The sequence below is a fragment of the Candidatus Methylopumilus universalis genome (assembly GCF_006365315.1).
Classification (GTDB): Bacteria; Pseudomonadota; Gammaproteobacteria; order Burkholderiales; family Methylophilaceae; genus Methylopumilus; species Methylopumilus universalis.
Map to the genome: position 1 here is coordinate 692,728 of NZ_CP040968.1, position 17,688 is coordinate 710,415.

Below are 17,688 nucleotides of genomic sequence, written 5' to 3' on the forward strand. Positions count from 1 at the left end.
CTCCATAAATGCTTTAAATAATTTCAACACATAATACATTGTTTGATTCTGTTACATTTAATTTTTGTAAAGCTTCACCGCGACAAGGACCTGAAATACATTCTCCAGAAGCAGGATGGTATATGGCGCCATGCGTAGAACATACAATCCATTCTTTTTGGTCATCCATAAACTCATTGGGCTTGTAATCAAGCTCAATTGGCATATGCCGGCATTGATTAAGATAGGCATGGTACTTGCCTTCAAAAAGAACTACAAAACCTGATTGCGTTGCAGAGGCTATTTGATATTCAAATTTAACGGTTGAGCCTTCACCCTGAAAATCTTTTTTATCTATTTCAATTTTTACGTTTGCACTCATGACAACAAGAAATCTACAACTTCATTAAAAGAGTCAAAACAAGCCAAAGGCTCATAACTCAACAACACGTCTTTAGGCTGAGCTCCGTAAGTCACTGCTATAGTTTGAATATGTGCATTCTTTCCCATTTCAAGATCGTAGTGAGTATCACCTACAATCACTGCGCGGTTAGCTGGAATCTGAGTTTCTTCTAAAATAGCTTCTACCATATGAGGATGGGGTTTAGAAAAGCACTCATCGACAGTTTTAGTTGATAAAAAATATCTATTTAATTCAGTATCTTGCAACGCAAACTTCAACCCTTTTCTGCTTTTACCTGTAGCAACAGCGAGCTTACATTTATGCTGATAAAGTCGCTCAATACCTTCTTTTACCCCATCGAAAAGATATGAATTGCCTTCATTTGCATGATAATGCGAGCGGTAACCTTCAGCCACTTTCTCTAATAATTCAGAGGATAAATGAGGAAACAATTTAAGTAATAATTGGTTTAAACCTAGACCCAAAGTTTTTAAAATTAAAGCTCTGGGGGGTGCTATAACGCCAGCGCCTTCGGCTGCTGAAATAACGGCATCCACAATGATGCCTGTCGAATCTGCTACTGTGCCATCCCAGTCTAGAATTACTAAATCAAAACGTGGTGATTTCATATAGCTTGTTGACTTAAAAATGCATCAAGTTCCCGTGGCAAAGGGGCTTTTAACTCCAAAGGCTCCTCAGTTAAGGGGTGTTTCATTTTCATAGAGAATGCATGAAGAAACATCCGTTTTAAGCCCTTTTTTTGGAGCACCTTGTTTAAGGAAAAATCTCCATATTTATCATCTCCTAAAATAGGAAAGCCTAGATGCGCAAGTTGAACCCTTAGCTGATGGGTTCTGCCAGTGATAAGCTTAGCTTCAAGGAGGGTGTAAGGCCCTAAAGATTTTTTTAAATAGAAAATGGTTTTGCTCATTTGATTTTGGCTATCATCTTCATCCTCAGTCACATTGACACGCCTCTCGCCCCCTTGGGTGAATGTTTTTTTGAGCAGAAGTTCGACTGTTTTTTTGGGGTCAGTCCACTCTCCCTCAACCATCATGGTATATTTTTTTTCAATGCGATTATGTCGCATCATGTCGTGCATATTCACGAGCGCCGACCGCTTTTTAGCAATCAATAAAATGCCGGAAGTTTCTCGATCAATACGATGAACGAGCTCTAAAAACTTAGCCTTAGGTCTTGCATGACGAATCAGTTCTATAACACCAAAGTTGAGGCCGCTGCCACCGTGGACAGCATAGCCACTTGGCTTATTAATTGCCAATAACGCGTCATCTTCGAAAATAACATTTGTGTCTAACCAAGCCGTTTGTTGTTGTTTGGGCTCAATAACGTGTGGCGCTCTTTCTCCTTCAACAGCGATAGGAGGAATTCTTACTTCATCATCTATCTGAAGACGATAAGTGGTATCGACTCGCTTTTTATTCACTCTCACCTCGCCGCTTCTAAGGATTTTATAAATATGGCTTTTAGGCACATTTTTTAAAATTTTTAAGAGAAAGTTATCGATTTTTTGTGTTTCACTTGCTTCGTCCACAATAACAAATGTGGCTTTTTCATGAGAAAAAATATTTTTAGTGTTTGTGTTTTGCGTCATATTTTGTTTAATTGGGTTTATACCCTATACTAGATGTGTTCAGTCTCTCTTAATCAATTGAATTGAAGAGATGATTTAAGCTGAATTATACCGTGACAACAAATTACTAAGGCTTTTTCCGCTCGCCTTATTTTAAGTAGCGGCCTTGAAACAAGGTTTAAAAATTTAAAGAATATTTTAGTTTTATTGCACATGTACATAACAAAGATTCATAAATATTTTGCTCAACAATCTTACGAATAAGATCTGTGACTAAGTAAATAATTTAAAAAACTTTTTGAATAGAAAAAGTTTTAATTTAAGAAATACTAACCTTCCTTAAGGTTAGATGTGCACCTGAATAGCTGAAATACATTCTTTATCTTAAAACCTACTTGTAGGAGTTTTAGATAATGAAACGTATGCTTTTTAATGCAACCCAATCAGAAGAATTGCGTGTTGCCATTGTAGATGGTCAAAAATTAATCGATCTTGATATTGAACGTGGAAGTCGCGCTTTAAAGAAAAGTAACATCTATAAAGGCATTGTGACTCGTGTAGAACCTTCACTTGAAGCTGCTTTTGTAAACTATGGTACAGAGCGTCATGGCTTTCTTCCCTTCAAAGAAATTTCTCCGCAATATTTTAAAGATGCAACTCAAAATCGCCCTCGCATTCAAGACGTTATTGAAGAAGGTCAAGAAATTATCGTTCAGGTCACAAAAGAAGAACGAGGCAATAAAGGGGCTGCACTTTCAAGCTACCTTTCTCTTGCAGGACGATACATTGTATTAATGCCAAACAATCCTGATGGCGGAGGCGTTTCAAGACGTGTTGAAGGCGAAGAACGTAATGAATTCCGCGATCATATTTCAAACTTAGATATTCCAGAAGGCATGAGTGTCATTGGTCGAACAGCAGGCGTAGGTTCGTCTCTTGAAGAACTGCAATGGGATTTAAATTATTTAAAGCAATTGTGGACAGCAATTGCTGAAGCATCTCAAGGTCAATCAGGCGCATTCCTGATCTATCAAGAAGGCAATCTTGTGATTCGCGCCATCAGAGACTATTTCCATCCTGAGATAGGTGAAATTCTTATCGATACGCAAGAGATCTATGATCAAGCCACACAATTTATGAATCATGTGATGCCAAATTATGTAGACCGCGTAAAACTCTACGAAGATGAGGTTTCTTTATTTTCCCGCTTCCAAATTGAACATCAAATTGAATCTGCTTTTTCAAGAGAAGTTAGATTACCTTCCGGTGGCGCTATTGTGATTGATCATACAGAGGCTCTTGTTTCTATTGATGTGAACTCATCAAGAGCTACTAAAGGAAGTGATATTGAACACACCGCATTTAATACCAATATTGAGGCTGCTGAAGAAGTGGCTAAACAATTAAGGCTTCGCGACTTGGGCGGTCTAGTTGTAATTGACTTTATTGATATGGAAAGCCAAAAAAATCAACGTGAAGTAGAAAATCGATTTAGAGATGCGCTTCATCACGATCGCGCAAGAGTCCAAACAGGCAAAATTTCGCGTTTTGGATTGCTCGAACTTTCGCGTCAACGACTTCGTCCAAGTATTGGCGAGTCAAGTAATAGTATATGCACTAAATGTAATGGCACGGGCTCAATTAGAGATATTCAATCATCAGCATTACATATTCTTCGTATGATTCAAGAAGAAGCAATGAAAGAACATAATGCAACTATCTCAGCTCAATTACCAATTGAAGTTGCTACATTCCTTTTAAATGAAAAACGTTCAGATATCTTTAGTCTTGAACAACGCTTAAAAGTTGAAATTATATTAATCCCTAATAAACATCTTGAGTCTCCAAATTATTCCATCTCAAGCGCCAAGCAAGAGGATCTTGCAAATCAATCTAAGCCAAGCTATCAAATGATGGAGTCACTTAACGAGGGCAATCAAGTCTTAAATTATAAACAGGCATCTAATGAACCAAAACAAGAGCCTTTAGTAAAAGGTATCATTCCTGACACCCCTGCTCCGTCAGGTTCAGGCAAGCCAAATAAAACATTATTTGGCTTCTTTAAAAATCTGATTGCTGGTGATGATGAAAGCACTGGAAATTCTAGTGAAGAAAAAACGGAAGTTTCTGAAGCAACAGAAAACAATCGTCCAAGACCGCAGCATAATAATCGAGGACGTAATAATCGTAATCAGAAATTTAAACAGCACAATAAAAAGCAACCTCAAGGAGAGATTCAGCCTTCTGAAACGGATGTAAGTTCAGCTTCAGAAAAAGTAACTCCTCCAGTTTCAAGACCGAATCAAGATAATAATAAACGAGGAAGAAACAATAATCGCGGACGATTTAATAAAGATCGTGGTGCGAGATCTAATCAGGGTCCAAATGATTTTGAGAAAAAAGCTTTAGCATCTCAAGAGGCACCCATTTTGAATAAATCTGCTGCTGAAGCAAGACCTAGTCAAGTAACAAAAACAGAGTCTAAGCCAATTGAAGCATCGAAAAAACCTGCTCCTCCCAAGCCTAGAAAAAAAGTAGAAGAAAAGCCAGTTGACCTAAAGGCAATCGGTCTTGAGCTTGTAGAAACAAAAGCTAAATCAAAACCTAAGGCTGCAAAAGAAGTAGAAGAAAAGCCGAAAAAAGTAGCGCCAAAGAAAACAGCTGCTTGGCAAAAGAAAGAAAAAGCTAAAGATGAGCCTATCGTAATGGTTGAAACAAAAGCTGCAAAGAAAAAATCTACTAAATAGATTGTTTAATGAAGCTTACTGATAACCAACCAAGGTAAGCCATTAATACTGACCCAACGACATGAAGTGCAATAAGAGTGAGTGAGGCGACAAGCTCATTCTTTTGCAGTAACTGAAAAATCTCAGCAGTAAATGCAGAGAATGTAGTAAGTCCCCCTAAAAAACCTATATTAATAATAAGTTTCAAATCTGGACTTAAGTCACTAAATAGTTCAAAAGCCCCCATCGATATACCCATTAAGTATGCGCCTGCAAGATTAACTGTTAATGTGCCCATCGGATATATCGGATGAAGGGTATTTAATAAAATACCTATGCCCCAACGACTCCATGCGCCCATAGCTGCAGCAAAACCTATATATAAAAAATTTTTCAAGATAATTTTAAGAAATGCTCTCGATAATATTTTAATTCGTCGATCGAATCATATATATCCGATAAGGCTTCATGTTTGCTTGTTTTTTTAAAGCCTTGATAGAGTGTGGGTCTCCATCGACGCGAAAGCTCTTTAAAAACACTGACGTCTAGATTTCTATAATGAAAATAACTTTCCAAATTGGGCATATGCTTTGCCATAAAACGTCGATCTTGACAGATTGAATTGCCGCACATCGGAGATTTATTGGGTGCAATATGTTTTTTTAAGAATTCAATGGTTGCTTCTGAAGCGTAATTTTCATCAAAAGACGACTTTTTAACTCTTTCAATCAACCCTGATTTTGAGTGGGTAGATTGATTCCATGTATCCATACCATTCAATATCTCATCTGTTTGATGAATAACAATGACTGGGCCTTCTGCAATAATATTTAAATGGGGATCAGTCACCACAGTTGCTATTTCAAGTACTTTGTCGGTCTCGGTATTAAGGCCGCTCATTTCCATATCAAGCCATATTAAATTATCGTCCGAAGAGCTCATCATGATTTCCATTAAAATAATACTAATTGAGTGAAACAATCTACAACGCAAGATTGTTTTCATACAGAATACTAGAATATTAACTTAATTCAGAGACATTATGGACGAAATACTACGCAACACCTTTATTGCTGTTCTTACTTTAAGCACAGGCATTCATCTATGGCTTGCGCGAAGACATATTAACTTTGTATCCAATCATAAAAATAAAGTCCCTGATGCGTTTAAAAAAAATATCACTCTTAAAGATCATCAAAAAGCTGCAAATTATGCAATCGCAAAAAGTGAATTAGGTTCAAAAGATACAATCATCCAAGCTTCATTGCTTCTACTTCTTACTCTAGGAGGATTGATTAGTGAGATCTCACATCTTTTTGATTCAATTTCATCGCCCCTCTTAAAAGATATTGCACTAATCTTGAGTGTCATGCTTGTTACCAGTCTGATTGATCTACCTTTCAATTACTACAAAACATTTAAGATTGATGAAGCATTTGGTTTTAATCGCATGACAAAGAAACTATTTTTTTCAGATCTTTATAAGCAGATGATTTTAGGCTTATGTCTTGGTCTGCCTATTTTATTTGTTGCATTATGGATGCTGCAAAATGCTGGGGCCTATTGGTGGTTTTATCTATGGGCAGTTTGGAGTTTATTTAATCTTTTAATTCTTGCAATCTACCCTACTTGGATCGCTCCTTTTTTCAATAAGTTCTTACCTCTCAAAGATAAGACCTTAAAAACTAAAATTATTGCGCTATTAAAAAAATGTGGTTTTAAGTCTCAAGGATTATTTGTCATGGATGGTTCTGCAAGAAGTAACCATGGGAATGCTTATTTCACAGGCTTTGGCAAAAATAAACGTATCGTATTTTTCGATACGCTTTTAGAACGTCTTAATCACAATGAAATTGAAGCTGTCCTGGCTCATGAGCTTGGGCATTTTCATCACAATCATGTTAAAAAAAGAATTGTAATGATGTTCGTTGTAAGTTTTATTGGCCTTGCAATTTTGGGCTATCTAAAAGATCAAACATGGTTTTATCATGCGCTGGGTATTAGCGAGCCAACAAATGGTAGCGCCTTACTTCTTTTTATGTTGGTTGGCCCCACTTTCATTTTTTTTATAAGGCCTATCATGGCATTCTATTCAAGGCAAAATGAATTTGAAGCTGATCGCTACGCTAAAACTCACTCGAGCGCAAAATATCTTAAAGAGTCATTAGTTAAACTTTACCGAGATAATGCATCAACTTTAACGCCTGATCCATTATATTCGGCATTTTATGACTCTCACCCCCCTGCATTACAGCGTATTGCAAGACTGTAACATTTCAAGGAAGCTTTTTTAACAGCACCAATGGTAAAATGTCGTATACCTTTATGGCACAGCGCTTATAAAAATGGATATTACAACACGCCTAGAATTTGATGCGGGGCATCGCATACCCAATCACAAAAGTAACTGTAAAAATCTACATGGTCATCGTTACGCAATTGAGGTCACGGTTACGGGCCCTATTCATGACGACAGAAAAAGTTCAGACTTTGGTATGGTGATTGATTTCTCTGATGTAAAGCAAATCATTAAGGATTTAGTAGTTGAGCCTTGGGATCATGCGTTCATTGTTTATCAAGACGATAAAGAGATTGTGAATTTTTTAAAAACACTACCAGATCATAAAACCGTTATATTTCCAGTTGTACCAACAGCAGAAAATATGGCATCAGAAGCTCACCGAATTTTAAATAGTGAATTTAATAAACGCTTTGATGGCCAACTTAAAATAAAACAAATTCGTATGTATGAAACGCCCAACAGCTGGGCTGATGCTATATAACTCAGATTACCAAATAAGCTTTTTTTCGCCTTTCATTTTATTCAAATAAGCTTCGTGACTTTTAAGCTCTTCGTCACTTGCTTTAAGAACAAAAAGATTGGCGGGGCGATGAGTATTTTTTTCTCCTGCAATATCTGTTCCACTATATTGAAAATCAATCATTAGATCTTCTTGTCCGCGAGTCATAGCAAGGTAAACTTCAGCTAAAAGTTGTGCATCCAGTAAGGCACCGTGGAGACTTCTTTGCGAATTATCTATATTATAAAAACGGCATAAAGCATCTAAACTATTTCGCTGGCCTGGCCTCATATCCTTTGCCATTTTTAACGTATCAATAATATTAGCGACCACGTTTTCAATAGGCTGTCTTTCTATTAGTCCAAGTTCCATATTAATAAAACCCACATCAAATGGCGCATTATGAATAATGAGCGTTGTATCTTTTATGAATTCAATAAAATCAGAAGCTATTTCTGTAAATTTTGGTTTGTCTTGCAAGAAATCTAGAGTAATACCGTGAACCTCTTGAGCTGCAGGATCTATTTCCCTGTCTGGATTCAAATAAAAATGAAAAGAATTATTTGTGGGTCGGCGATTTACGATTTCAACCGCTGCGATCTCAATAATTCGATGGCCCTGATTTGCATATAAGCCAGTTGTTTCTGTATCTAAGAAAATATGTCTCACTATAACCCTTTCAATAAGTTATCAACGCCCTGATTTGCTAGTTGATCAGCTTTCTCATTTCCATCATGACCTGCGTGCCCTTTAACCCAAAGCCACTCAATAACGTGCCCGGAAGCCAATTCATCAAGTCTTTGCCATAAATCTATATTTTTGATAATTTTCTTACTGCTATTTTTCCAATGATTACGTTTCCATGTATGGATCCACTCCGTAATTCCTTTTTGCACGTAAGTAGAATCCGTGTATATTTTAATCTCTGAAGTCTGCTTAATGATTTCAAGCGCTTTAATTACAGCTAATAGCTCCATACGATTATTTGTAGTATCTTTTTCACCGCCACATATAGATTTCTCATTAGCTCCAGAGATTAATAATGCACCCCATCCACCATCTCCAGGATTACCTCTGCAAGCACCGTCTGTATATATGGTAATTGCAGGCTTCATCATTTGACTTTGAAAGTTCTGGATTTTTGTGCTGAATACACCGGCGCTTTAATCAATTTCTTTTTCCATGAAGGTTTAATAGTCGTCATACCATGCACTCTCTTTTGTATAACAAGAAAATAAAAACCTCCCAACATAGGCCACCATCGATCTCCTAGTTTCTCTATAGCATGTATTTTTTTTAACCATGATACTTGCTGAATAGGGGGAACATAACATCCCATTTTCCCTTCAGCCATTTCTAATCCCACAATAGGAAGCCATTCTTTAATCTTACTAAGTGATATAAATTTTGTATTCCAAGGGTAATCAATATCAAAACTTAAAAGTCTTTTTAAACCCCATAAGCTCGCTGGGTTAAATCCAGTAATGATGAGACGCCCTTCCGGCATAAGAACTCGATGGATCTCTTTAAGCAACTCATAAGGCTCGACCATTTGCTCAAGTATATGGGGTGCGATAAGTAAATCTACCGATGCTTCATCAAAAGGTAATGCATCGTTAGACGTCATTAAATCAGCGTGATTTGAGTTTAATGAAAACTTATTTTGAATGCGTGATTGATCTAGAAAGTCAATATCGAAATTACCCATTTGAATCGCATAAAATCCAAACGTATCCATGACCACAGGATTTATATAATCATATTCTAACGTAAGTAAATATTGGCCTAAGGGGCTTTTAAACCATTCTTGTGGTGAAATTTTAGGCATAAATGTATCTTATAATGATCGAAATACTTTACTATGAATACAAATGACAGGCTACAAAGAAAATCAATTAATTCATATAGATCCCATTGAAGCCTTTCAAGATAATTATATTTGGTTAATTCATAACGATCAAAATAGTATTATTGTTGACCCAGGTGATGCTAAGCCCGTCGTAAGTGCCTTGGAGAGAGAAAAACTAAATCTAGTCGCTATTTTAATCACCCATCATCATGCCGATCACATTGGCGGTGTTATCGCACTTCAAGAGAAATATCCACATATAAAGATCTTTGCGCCACAAAAAGATAAATATGACTTTGTCAATATAAGCCTTAAAAATGGGGACGAAATTAATATTCCGGAGCTTCAAATAAACTATAAAATAATTGAAATTCCTGGGCATACCCAAGGTCATATCGCGTATTACGATATGAAAAACCTTTTCTGCGGCGATACACTTTTTGCCTGTGGTTGTGGAAGAATATTTGATGGAACCCATGAGCAAATGTATAACTCGTTAAAAAAAATTAGCGCACTACCCAAAAGCACAAAAATTTATTGTGCGCACGAATACACTAAAAAAAATATTGCATTTGCCTTGTCACTTAATCCAAATGATGTAAATCTCAAATCAAGAGAAAAACTTCTATCTAATGTAAAAAATACCATTCCATCCTCTCTTGAGGAGGAGTTAAAAACAAACCCTTTTTTAAAATGCACTTCTTTTGAAGCATTTAAGAAGCTTAGAGATCTCAAAGATCAATATTAATATGTCATCGCCATTTAAATATGCCTTATTTTTTATTTGCATCTCAGTATCGATGGCACCCATTGCTTTTGCCGAAAAAAATACCCTAGGAGAAGAAATTAGTATTCTAGATAACGATGTACTTGATCAAGAAATCAATAAGCTAAATTCATTAAACCTAAACTCAGCAGCCTCCCCTAGTAAAACACAAAATTACCAAGCCAATAAAGCCGAAATAAATCTATGGCAACGTATTTATTCCAGATTTGAAATTAAGAATGACAATAATTCAAGATCTAAGAAATATGAAGATTGGTATTCTGCGAGGCCTGAATATGTAGAAAGAATGATGGATCGCAGCCAAAAATATTTATTTTATGTTGTAGGTGAAGTTGAAAAAAGGGGTATGCCATCAGAAATAGCCCTTCTTCCAATGATAGAAAGCGCTTATAACCCTATTGCAAATTCAAGGAGCAAAGCTGTAGGAATATGGCAGTTTATTCCGTCTACAGGACGAGTCTATGGTTTAAAACAAGACTGGTGGCATGATAAAAGACGTAATGTTGTGGAAGCAACAAATGCTGCTCTTGATTACCTTCAAAAGCTTCACGCATTGTTTGGCTCATGGGACCTTGCTTTGGCTGCTTACAATGCTGGCGAAGGTACAGTAGGTCGGGCCATAGCTAAAAATAAAGCGAAAGGGCTCCCAACTGACTATGCGTCTCTTAAACTTCCAGGCGAAACGAAAGATTACGTTCCGAAGCTGCAAGCTATTAAAAATATTGTTTCAAACCCAACACAATACGGACTTTATATAGACCCCATACCTAATAAACCTTACTTTACATCTGTGGAAGCACCTGCCGTTATTGATGCTGATCTTGCTGCAAATCTTGCTGAAATTTCTTATGATGAATTTTTACTTTTAAATGCTGAACATAGAAGACCACTTATTAGAACAAACGATAAATCACAACGACTTATTTTGCCTATCAATGCTGCAGATACGTTTGTAAAAAATCTTAGTCAAAATGAAAAACCTTTGGTGTCATGGAATATATACCAACCAAAACATAACGAGAAAATAAAAGCGATAGCAAATAAATTTGATATGCAAGAAAGTGATCTCATCAAAGCAAATGATTTGAATCCGCAAAGAGTAATCAAGACCTCAACGATGATATTGGTATCTAAAAAAGAAGGTGTGGGATCTAATGCGAACCAAGAGATTGATGAGTTAAAAGTTCAAAGTTATAAAAAAACTGAAAGCTCAGTTAAGCCAAACAAGCATAAAGTAAAATCAGGAGATACACTTAATAAAATTGCTAAAAGATATGATATACATATTGATGAATTAAAAGATATCAATCAAATGACTTCCTCAGATATTCAAATTGGGTCTATCCTTCAACTTCAAAGAAGCAATTAATTAACTACACATATGTATTTCAAATATATATTCCTCTTATTCGTTTTGGCAAATATAACATCGTGCAGCGATAAAAAAGAAATCGCTTACAACTATGAAGGTACATTCCAAAGTGAAAGAGGCGGAATGCTTATTGATGCCATGTCTGGTGAGCCAAGCAATCTCATTTCCATGATTGCAGGTGACTCAGCATCATCAGCTATCTCAGGAAATATTTTTAATAAACTTATTAAATACGACAAAAATTTAGAGCTAGCTCCTGAAATAGCAGAAAAATGGACGATTTCAAGCGACCAAAAAACAATTACCTTTTATTTAAAAAAGAATCTTAAGTGGTCTGATGGTCATGATTTAACCAGTGAAGATGTTTTTTTTACATGGAAACTTGTTACCGATGACAAAACAAGAACTCCTTATGGCTCCGATTACAAGCTAGTGGATAAGGCAGAAGTTCCAGATCTTCATACGTTCAGAGTTGTATATAAAAAAGCTTATGCGCCTGCCTTAGATAGCTGGGCAACACTTCAAATTCTTCCGAAACATATTCTGAAGGATGAGGATATTAATCGCACTTTTTTCTCAAGAAAACCTGTTGGCTCTAGTTACTATAAATTGGCAAATTGGGTAAATGGTGAGAAATTAACTTTAGAGGCTAGCTCCTCCTCTGTGATGGGTGAGCCCAATATAAGTAAACTCACTTCCCGCTTCATACCTGATACATCGTCTCAATTTTTAGAATTAATCGCTGATAATATCGACCTTATGAATATTAATCCTATTCAATTTGCTCGCGTTATTCCTTCTAGACCAGACCTGAAGAATAAATTAGCACTTTATAAAGAACTTGGAAATAGCTACACCTACCTTGGCTTTAATTCAAAACGTTCTCCATTTAATGATATTAGAGTCAGGCAAGCGATTAATTATGCGCTTGATAAACAGGAAGTTATAGATGGCGTTCTCTTAGGCCTGGGAGAGCCTGTCGCATCACCCTATAAACCTGGGACTCGATGGAGCGATCGAGCACTTCACCCCTACCCTTATGATAAAAATATGGCACTTAAGTTACTCCATGAAGCAGGCTTTAATGACACTAATCATGATGGTATTTTAGAGAAAGATGGCAAACCTTTCGCATTTGAAATTCTCACCAATCAAAATAAACAAAGAGAGATGACTGCAGTTCTTATTCAAAGAAGACTTAAAGATGTCGGTATTGATGTGAAGATTCGTGTGATTGAATGGGCAAGTTTTGTAAACCAATTTATCAAAACAAGTGATTTTGATGCTGTTATTCTTGGCTGGAGCTTATCGCTCGATCCTGATCAATATAATATTTGGCATTCATCTCAACAAAAACCTGGCCAATTTAATTTTATTGGATACAGCAATAAAGAAGTTGATCAATTACTTGAAGAAGGTCGAACTGAATTAAATCCTGATAAACGAGAAAAAATTTATCATGCTTTTTCAAAAATATTACTCAGAGAAAGCCCTATAGTTTATCTGTACGCTGGATATGGCCTAACTGCTATGAGTAAACGTATCAAAGGTATTGAGTCACCTACCCCACCTGCCGGAATTGCGTATAATTCTTACGAATGGTTTATTCCTTCCACCCTTAGAAGAAATGAAATAACGCCATAAAATGCTTAACTATCTAATTAAACGTTTGTTATGGATGATTCCAATGTTAATTGGTATCAGTCTTATTTCTTTTTTTATTATGCATCTAGCTCCAGGGGACATCACCGCATCAGAATCAGCCTTTAATCCAAAAGCATCTGAAGAATCTCGTCAAAAACTAAGAGCACTTTACAATTTAGATAAGCCCTTGATGACGCAATACAGTTTATGGTTAAAAAGAATTGTGAAATTAGATTTTGGGAATTCTTTTACTTCGCATCAGCGTCCTGTTTTATGGGAAACGAAAGATGAAAAAGGCAATATCACCAAAGGCATGATTCAAGATGCCTTACCCATAACGCTTATGATTAATCTGATAGGTCTACTTATTATTTTTGTGCTTTCGATATTTTTAGGTGTTGTTTCAGCAGTAAATCAAAATAAATGGCCGGACCGACTCATAACTATTATTGTATTCCTAGGCTTTGCTGTCCCTGGTTTTTGGTTAGCACTTTTACTGATGTATTGGACTGGGGTGACACATTCTTGGCTTCCCATTTCAGGTCTCCATAGCGCAGGGTATGAAAATATGGATTTAATTTCACAATATCTAGATTTATTTAAACATCTGATACTACCAGTCTTTGTTTCAAGTTTAGGCGGCCTTGCAAGCATTTCTCTGTATGTGAGAAATGGAATGTTAGATGTGCTGCAACAAGAGTTCATAACGACTGCACGCGCTAAAGGACTCACGGAAAATAAAGTGATTTATGGTCATGCATTAAGAAATACATTATTACCGCTTATCACTATTGTAGGCCTATCAATTCCTGGCTTGATTGGTGGCTCTGTAATTGGGGAATCTATTTTTGCAATTTCTGGTATGGGTAAATTATTTTTTGACGCTGTATTAATGAGAGACTTTCCTGTGGTCATGGGAATCCTTACAATTGGATCCGTCTTAACGCTATTTGGAAATCTAATCGCAGATATTGGTTATGCTTGGGCCGATCCGCGAATTAGACGAGGTATTTCAAATTGAAAATCCTCACGCAAAACCCATTAACTTTAAGTGGAATTATAATTATTTCCCTCGTTTTATTCATTGCGGTATTTGCTCCATGGCTATCGCCTTACGATCCAAATTACATTGATATTCATTCAATACTTTTGCCACCTTCCGTCTCGCATTTTATGGGAACTGACGGACTAGGAAGAGATGTTTTTTCACGCATGCTTTATGGATCTAGAATTTCACTTTTAGTAGGCATTGTAGCTGTAGGTATTGCTACAGTAATTGGCACTTTTTTAGGTGCCATTGCTGGATTTTATCGTGGATATATCGATTCTATAATCATGCGCTTTGTAGATATTATGTTATCCATTCCTACTTTTTTTCTGATACTTGCGGTCATTGCTTTTTTAACACCGTCAATTTGGAACATTATGATTGTGATTGGACTGACTTCCTGGATGGGTGTTACTCGCCTTGTTCGGGCAGAGTTTTTAAGTCTCAGAAATCGAGAATATATACTAGCAGCTGAAGCTATGGGCGCTTCAGATTACAGGCTTATTTCAAAGCACCTACTCCCTAATAGCCTAACGCCCATCATCGTAACTTCTGTTTTAGGAATTGCAAGTGCAGTATTAACCGAATCTGGATTGAGTTTTCTTGGGCTTGGGGTTCAAGCGCCACAGTCCTCATGGGGTAATATTTTGACCGATGGCAAAGAGTACATTCAATTTGCATGGTGGCTATCATTATTTCCAGGACTGGCCATTTTGATTACAGTCCTAGGTTATAATTTACTCGGTGAAGGGTTAAGAGATCTGCTTGATCCGAAAAATAAGAATCAAAGAAAATAAAGGAATACATGATGGGGTTTTTAACTGGTAAACGGGTTTTAATTCTCGGTCTTTTGAGTGATCGATCTATTGCTTATGGCATTGCTTCCGCAATGAAACGCGAAGGAGCTGAATTAGCCTTTACTTATCAAATGGAAAAACACGATGAACGAGTAAAAAAACTTGCTCAAGATTTTAATTCAAATATCGTGCTACCTTGCGACGTTTCAAGTGACGAGCAAATCGACAATCTATTTCCTTTGTTAAAGAAACACTGGGATAAATTAGATGTTATTGTTCATTCGCTAGCCTTTGTTACTAAGGAAGCTTTAAAGGGAGATTTCGTTGAGGCAACAACGCGTGAAAACTTCAGAGTAGCTCATGATATAAGCTCTTACAGTTTTACAGCATTAGCTAAAGCAGCACTGCCGATGCTGAGCGAGCATGCGAGTTTACTTACATTGAGTTATCTTGGCGCGGAAAGAACAATGCCAAACTATAATGTGATGGGACTTGCCAAAGCAAGTTTGGAGGCTAATGTAAGATACATGGCTCAAAGCTTGGGGCCAAAAGGTATTCGAGTTAATGCAGTATCAGCAGGACCAATAAAAACCCTTGCTGCATCAGGAATTGCTGACTTTGATCGCATGATAGGCTTTAATGAGAAACATGCTGCATTAAGACGAAATGTTACGATTGAAGAAGTTGGAAATGCTGCTGCATTTCTATGTAGCGATCTTGCATCAGGTATTACAGGCGAAATTACTTATGTAGATGGCGGCATGAATATTACTGCCGCAGGTTCAATCGATTAATTCTTTTGTGTTGCTTCAAAGAATTTTTGATTAACTGATACACTCGACTTCGCTTTTAATCCTTTCAGATAAGCACTCAGGTATTCACTTGATAATGCCTCTGTATAACTAGACGCAAATTCTTTTTTATTCTCTTCGTTGTCATCGTTCGGAAATGCTACTTTACTTACTTTAACAATCACATAACCGTTATTACCATCTACAAAACCACTATAGCTCGGAAGCTTGTCTGTAGGCATCTTATAAGCGTGATTAGTGACAGCCTGACTCAAGCCTTTTGTGTTTTTGCGGTCGACTAAAACTGTAGCCTGCCAATCAATTTTACGAGAAGCATCAGCAACAGACTTTAATGCTGCCTCACCTTCAGTAGCTACTAATTTTTTTGCAGCTTCAAATTTTAAATAATCTTCAATACTCTTTTTAACCTCAGCAAATGGTTTTGTTGATTGCGCTTTGTAATCAACTACACGGGCGGAAATTAAGTTATTAGGAGTGACTTCAATCGCTTCAGTATTTCTTCGATCCTTAATTGATTCTTTTGAATATAAAGCATTCATCAGCGCTTCATTTTTAAAAAATTTATCTGATTCGTTACGGCTAATCCAATCAGTTTTTTGAATGGGCAGATTAAATTTCTTCGAAACCACATCAAGACTTGAAGACTGCTCGTAAACTTTATTACTAAAATCTTCCGCAAGGGCTGCATATTTGTCTTGAGCTTTTTGGTAGATTAATTCGGCTTTAATTTGTGGCTTTATGGCATCGAAACCACCGCCCTCACCTATGACTTTTGTTAGCTTAATAATGTGGTAACCAAAGTCAGACTCAACAATACCGCTAATCTCGTTAACTTTCATTGAGAAAACAGCATCATCAAAAGGCTTAACCATCATGCCACGGCCAAACGCACCCAAGTCACCACCTTTTTTAGCGGATTCAGGATCTTGTGAGTATTTTGTTGCTAGCTCCTCAAATTGCTTAGGATTCTTTTTAATCTGACCTAAGACATCTTCAGCTTTTGCCTTAGCCTTAGCTTTTTCTGCAGGTGCGGCATTCTTAGATGCAGCTATTAAAATATGACTTGCTTCTCTTTGCTGCTGATTTTGATATTTATCTGCATTTGTTTTATAAAAAGCCTTCACTTCATCTTCAGATACAGTAATGCTTGGAAGAATGCTTGTTAATGAAAATACAACAAATTCGGCTTTCACCTGTTCAGGTGCTAAGAACTTAGATTTATTTTGATCATAGAAAGCCTGCATGTCTTTTTCGGAAATATTTGCCTTAGCCATATATTCTTTTGTTTTGAATTCAGCAACAGTCACTTCCCTTTGTTGAGATGTTGCTTTTAATGTTTCTGTTAAATTATTTGGTGGAATAAATGTAAGTTTTTGAAGCCCATCTCGCACTTGCTGAATGAGTAAATCGTTTCTGATACTTTCTTCAAATTTCTTAGGGTTAAGCTGATTATTTTGTAGAACTTTATCGTAAAGTTCCTGTGAAAACTTTCCATCTTTTTGAAAATCAGGCATACCAATAATATATTGGCTTAGTTGTTGATCTGTGATTTTAAATTGAGATTTTTTAATATCATTATTGATTAATTGTTTTGTGATAAGCCCATCAACCACTGACTCTTTGAATTCAAATGAATCAAACATTGCTGGGTCTACTTTCTTGCCTTCACTCATCATGCGATTACGGACATTTTCAATGGCACGGTTATATTCTGGTAGTGCAATTTTATAACCATCAACTTTAGCAATGCTTAAATTATTGCCAGCTTGGTTGAGATATGAATCAATGCCAAATAATGCGAAAGGAATAAGAACGAGCGCTAAAATAACTTGGGCAGCCTTAGTTTGAGCGTAACTTCTAAATTTGTCTAACATTG

The 17,688-nt window shown here is 36.6% G+C and carries 18 protein-coding genes; 9 read left to right on the forward strand and 9 right to left on the reverse strand.

All coding sequences use genetic code 11. The annotated features are described in order from the left end of the window. Nucleotides 1-13: 13 nt before the first annotated feature. Genes FIT79_RS03745 through FIT79_RS03755 form a run of 3 tightly spaced genes read right to left on the reverse strand, consistent with a single transcriptional unit; the run spans nt 14 to nt 1,997 of the window. A complete protein-coding gene (locus FIT79_RS03745; RefSeq protein WP_139870366.1) occupies nt 14-361 on the reverse strand; it encodes a Rieske (2Fe-2S) protein in 348 nt (115 codons plus the stop codon). After that, a complete protein-coding gene (locus FIT79_RS03750; RefSeq protein ID WP_139867763.1) occupies nt 358-1,011 on the reverse strand; it encodes an HAD family hydrolase in 654 nt (217 codons plus the stop codon). The genes FIT79_RS03745 and FIT79_RS03750 overlap by 4 nt, the downstream gene beginning before the upstream one ends. Further along, on the reverse strand, nt 1,008-1,997 hold the full coding sequence (locus FIT79_RS03755; RefSeq protein WP_139870367.1) for an RluA family pseudouridine synthase: 990 nt from the start codon (nt 1,995-1,997) through the stop codon (nt 1,008-1,010). Before FIT79_RS03755 ends, FIT79_RS03750 begins: the two co-directional genes overlap by 4 nt. Nucleotides 1,998-2,389: 392 nt before the next feature. Between FIT79_RS03755 and FIT79_RS03760 the strand changes: the two genes are divergently transcribed. Continuing rightward, complete coding sequence (locus tag FIT79_RS03760) at nt 2,390-4,723, forward strand: Rne/Rng family ribonuclease (protein ID WP_139871566.1); 2,334 nt, start codon at nt 2,390-2,392, stop codon at nt 4,721-4,723. Here the strand turns inward: FIT79_RS03760 and crcB are convergent. Then, nucleotides 4,716-5,099, reverse strand: coding sequence for a fluoride efflux transporter CrcB (gene crcB, locus FIT79_RS03765; protein ID WP_223254700.1), 384 nt, complete (start codon nt 5,097-5,099; stop codon nt 4,716-4,718). The two genes, FIT79_RS03760 and crcB, sit on opposite strands and share 8 nt — an antisense overlap. Next, on the reverse strand, nt 5,096-5,644 hold the full coding sequence (gene orn, locus FIT79_RS03770; protein WP_189340310.1) for an oligoribonuclease: 549 nt from the start codon (nt 5,642-5,644) through the stop codon (nt 5,096-5,098). The genes crcB and orn overlap by 4 nt, the downstream gene beginning before the upstream one ends. Before the next feature lie 100 nt (nt 5,645-5,744). Between orn and FIT79_RS03775 the strand changes: the two genes are divergently transcribed. Together FIT79_RS03775 and queD are read left to right on the forward strand one after the other, a co-directional pair. Then, nucleotides 5,745-6,974, forward strand: a complete 1,230-nt coding sequence (locus FIT79_RS03775; RefSeq protein ID WP_139875667.1) for a M48 family metallopeptidase — start codon at nt 5,745-5,747, stop codon at nt 6,972-6,974. A gap of 73 nt (nt 6,975-7,047) precedes the next feature. Then, on the forward strand, nt 7,048-7,485 hold the full coding sequence (gene queD / locus FIT79_RS03780; protein ID WP_139867771.1) for a 6-carboxytetrahydropterin synthase QueD: 438 nt from the start codon (nt 7,048-7,050) through the stop codon (nt 7,483-7,485). A 6-nt stretch (nt 7,486-7,491) separates the two neighbouring features. On the opposite strand, the gene dnaQ is transcribed toward queD, so the two are convergent. The 3 genes from dnaQ to FIT79_RS03795 are packed head-to-tail and all read right to left on the reverse strand — an operon-like array spanning nt 7,492 to nt 9,331. Then, on the reverse strand, nt 7,492-8,172 hold the full coding sequence (gene dnaQ, locus FIT79_RS03785; protein ID WP_139875668.1) for a DNA polymerase III subunit epsilon: 681 nt from the start codon (nt 8,170-8,172) through the stop codon (nt 7,492-7,494). Further along, nucleotides 8,172-8,621, reverse strand: a complete 450-nt coding sequence (gene rnhA / locus FIT79_RS03790; protein WP_420886371.1) for a ribonuclease HI — start codon at nt 8,619-8,621, stop codon at nt 8,172-8,174. The genes dnaQ and rnhA overlap by 1 nt, the downstream gene beginning before the upstream one ends. Further along, nucleotides 8,618-9,331 carry a class I SAM-dependent methyltransferase gene (locus tag FIT79_RS03795; protein WP_139867774.1) on the reverse strand — a complete coding sequence of 238 codons (714 nt, stop codon included), beginning with the start codon at nt 9,329-9,331 and terminating at the stop codon, nt 8,618-8,620. Before FIT79_RS03795 ends, rnhA begins: the two co-directional genes overlap by 4 nt. 43 nt (nt 9,332-9,374) lie before the next feature. Here FIT79_RS03795 and gloB point away from each other — a divergent pair, with 43 nt between their 5' ends. The 6 genes from gloB to FIT79_RS03825 all read left to right on the forward strand — a co-directional run bounded on the left by gloB (nt 9,375) and on the right by FIT79_RS03825 (nt 15,794). Further along, on the forward strand, nt 9,375-10,100 hold the full coding sequence (gene gloB / locus FIT79_RS03800) for a hydroxyacylglutathione hydrolase (protein WP_139871570.1): 726 nt from the start codon (nt 9,375-9,377) through the stop codon (nt 10,098-10,100). A 1-nt stretch (nt 10,101) separates the two neighbouring features. Beyond that, nucleotides 10,102-11,508, forward strand: coding sequence for a transglycosylase SLT domain-containing protein (locus tag FIT79_RS03805; protein ID WP_189644844.1), 1,407 nt, complete (start codon nt 10,102-10,104; stop codon nt 11,506-11,508). Between the two features lie 126 nt (nt 11,509-11,634). Beyond that, nucleotides 11,635-13,155, forward strand: a complete 1,521-nt coding sequence (locus FIT79_RS03810; protein WP_223259608.1) for a peptide-binding protein — start codon at nt 11,635-11,637, stop codon at nt 13,153-13,155. A 1-nt stretch (nt 13,156) separates the two neighbouring features. Then, nucleotides 13,157-14,176 (forward strand): ABC transporter permease, encoded by a 1,020-nt coding sequence (locus FIT79_RS03815; protein ID WP_139875670.1) that lies wholly within the window; start codon nt 13,157-13,159, stop codon nt 14,174-14,176. Then, nucleotides 14,173-15,000, forward strand: a complete 828-nt coding sequence (locus tag FIT79_RS03820) for an ABC transporter permease (RefSeq protein WP_139867782.1) — start codon at nt 14,173-14,175, stop codon at nt 14,998-15,000. The genes FIT79_RS03815 and FIT79_RS03820 overlap by 4 nt, the downstream gene beginning before the upstream one ends. An 11-nt stretch (nt 15,001-15,011) precedes the next feature. Continuing rightward, nucleotides 15,012-15,794: an enoyl-ACP reductase FabI gene (locus FIT79_RS03825; RefSeq protein WP_139872353.1), complete on the forward strand. Its 783-nt coding sequence runs from the start codon at nt 15,012-15,014 to the stop codon at nt 15,792-15,794. Here the strand turns inward: FIT79_RS03825 and FIT79_RS03830 are convergent. Continuing rightward, nucleotides 15,791-17,686 carry a SurA N-terminal domain-containing protein gene (locus FIT79_RS03830; RefSeq protein ID WP_139871573.1) on the reverse strand — a complete coding sequence of 632 codons (1,896 nt, stop codon included), beginning with the start codon at nt 17,684-17,686 and terminating at the stop codon, nt 15,791-15,793. The two genes, FIT79_RS03825 and FIT79_RS03830, sit on opposite strands and share 4 nt — an antisense overlap. Between the last annotated feature and the right edge of the window lie 2 nt (nt 17,687-17,688).

Excerpts from the sequence above, each read along its gene's own strand:
- rnhA (WP_420886371.1), bottom strand. The coding sequence starts at position 8,621 with ATGATGAAGCCTGCAATTACCATATATACAGACGGTGCTTGCAGAGGT.
- FIT79_RS03815 (WP_139875670.1), top strand. The coding sequence starts at position 13,157 with ATGCTTAACTATCTAATTAAACGTTTGTTATGGATGATTCCAATGTTA.
- FIT79_RS03830 (WP_139871573.1), bottom strand. The coding sequence starts at position 17,686 with ATGTTAGACAAATTTAGAAGTTACGCTCAAACTAAGGCTGCCCAAGTT.
- orn (WP_189340310.1), bottom strand. The coding sequence starts at position 5,644 with ATGAGCTCTTCGGACGATAATTTAATATGGCTTGATATGGAAATGAGC.
- FIT79_RS03760 (WP_139871566.1), top strand. The coding sequence starts at position 2,390 with ATGAAACGTATGCTTTTTAATGCAACCCAATCAGAAGAATTGCGTGTT.
- FIT79_RS03745 (WP_139870366.1), bottom strand. The coding sequence starts at position 361 with ATGAGTGCAAACGTAAAAATTGAAATAGATAAAAAAGATTTTCAGGGT.
- FIT79_RS03795 (WP_139867774.1), bottom strand. The coding sequence starts at position 9,331 with ATGCCTAAAATTTCACCACAAGAATGGTTTAAAAGCCCCTTAGGCCAA.
- gloB (WP_139871570.1), top strand. The coding sequence starts at position 9,375 with ATGACAGGCTACAAAGAAAATCAATTAATTCATATAGATCCCATTGAA.
- FIT79_RS03825 (WP_139872353.1), top strand. The coding sequence starts at position 15,012 with ATGGGGTTTTTAACTGGTAAACGGGTTTTAATTCTCGGTCTTTTGAGT.
- FIT79_RS03750 (WP_139867763.1), bottom strand. The coding sequence starts at position 1,011 with ATGAAATCACCACGTTTTGATTTAGTAATTCTAGACTGGGATGGCACA.
- queD (WP_139867771.1), top strand. The coding sequence starts at position 7,048 with ATGGATATTACAACACGCCTAGAATTTGATGCGGGGCATCGCATACCC.
- FIT79_RS03775 (WP_139875667.1), top strand. The coding sequence starts at position 5,745 with ATGGACGAAATACTACGCAACACCTTTATTGCTGTTCTTACTTTAAGC.
- FIT79_RS03755 (WP_139870367.1), bottom strand. The coding sequence starts at position 1,997 with ATGACGCAAAACACAAACACTAAAAATATTTTTTCTCATGAAAAAGCC.
- FIT79_RS03810 (WP_223259608.1), top strand. The coding sequence starts at position 11,635 with ATGCTTATTGATGCCATGTCTGGTGAGCCAAGCAATCTCATTTCCATG.
- FIT79_RS03805 (WP_189644844.1), top strand. The coding sequence starts at position 10,102 with ATGTCATCGCCATTTAAATATGCCTTATTTTTTATTTGCATCTCAGTA.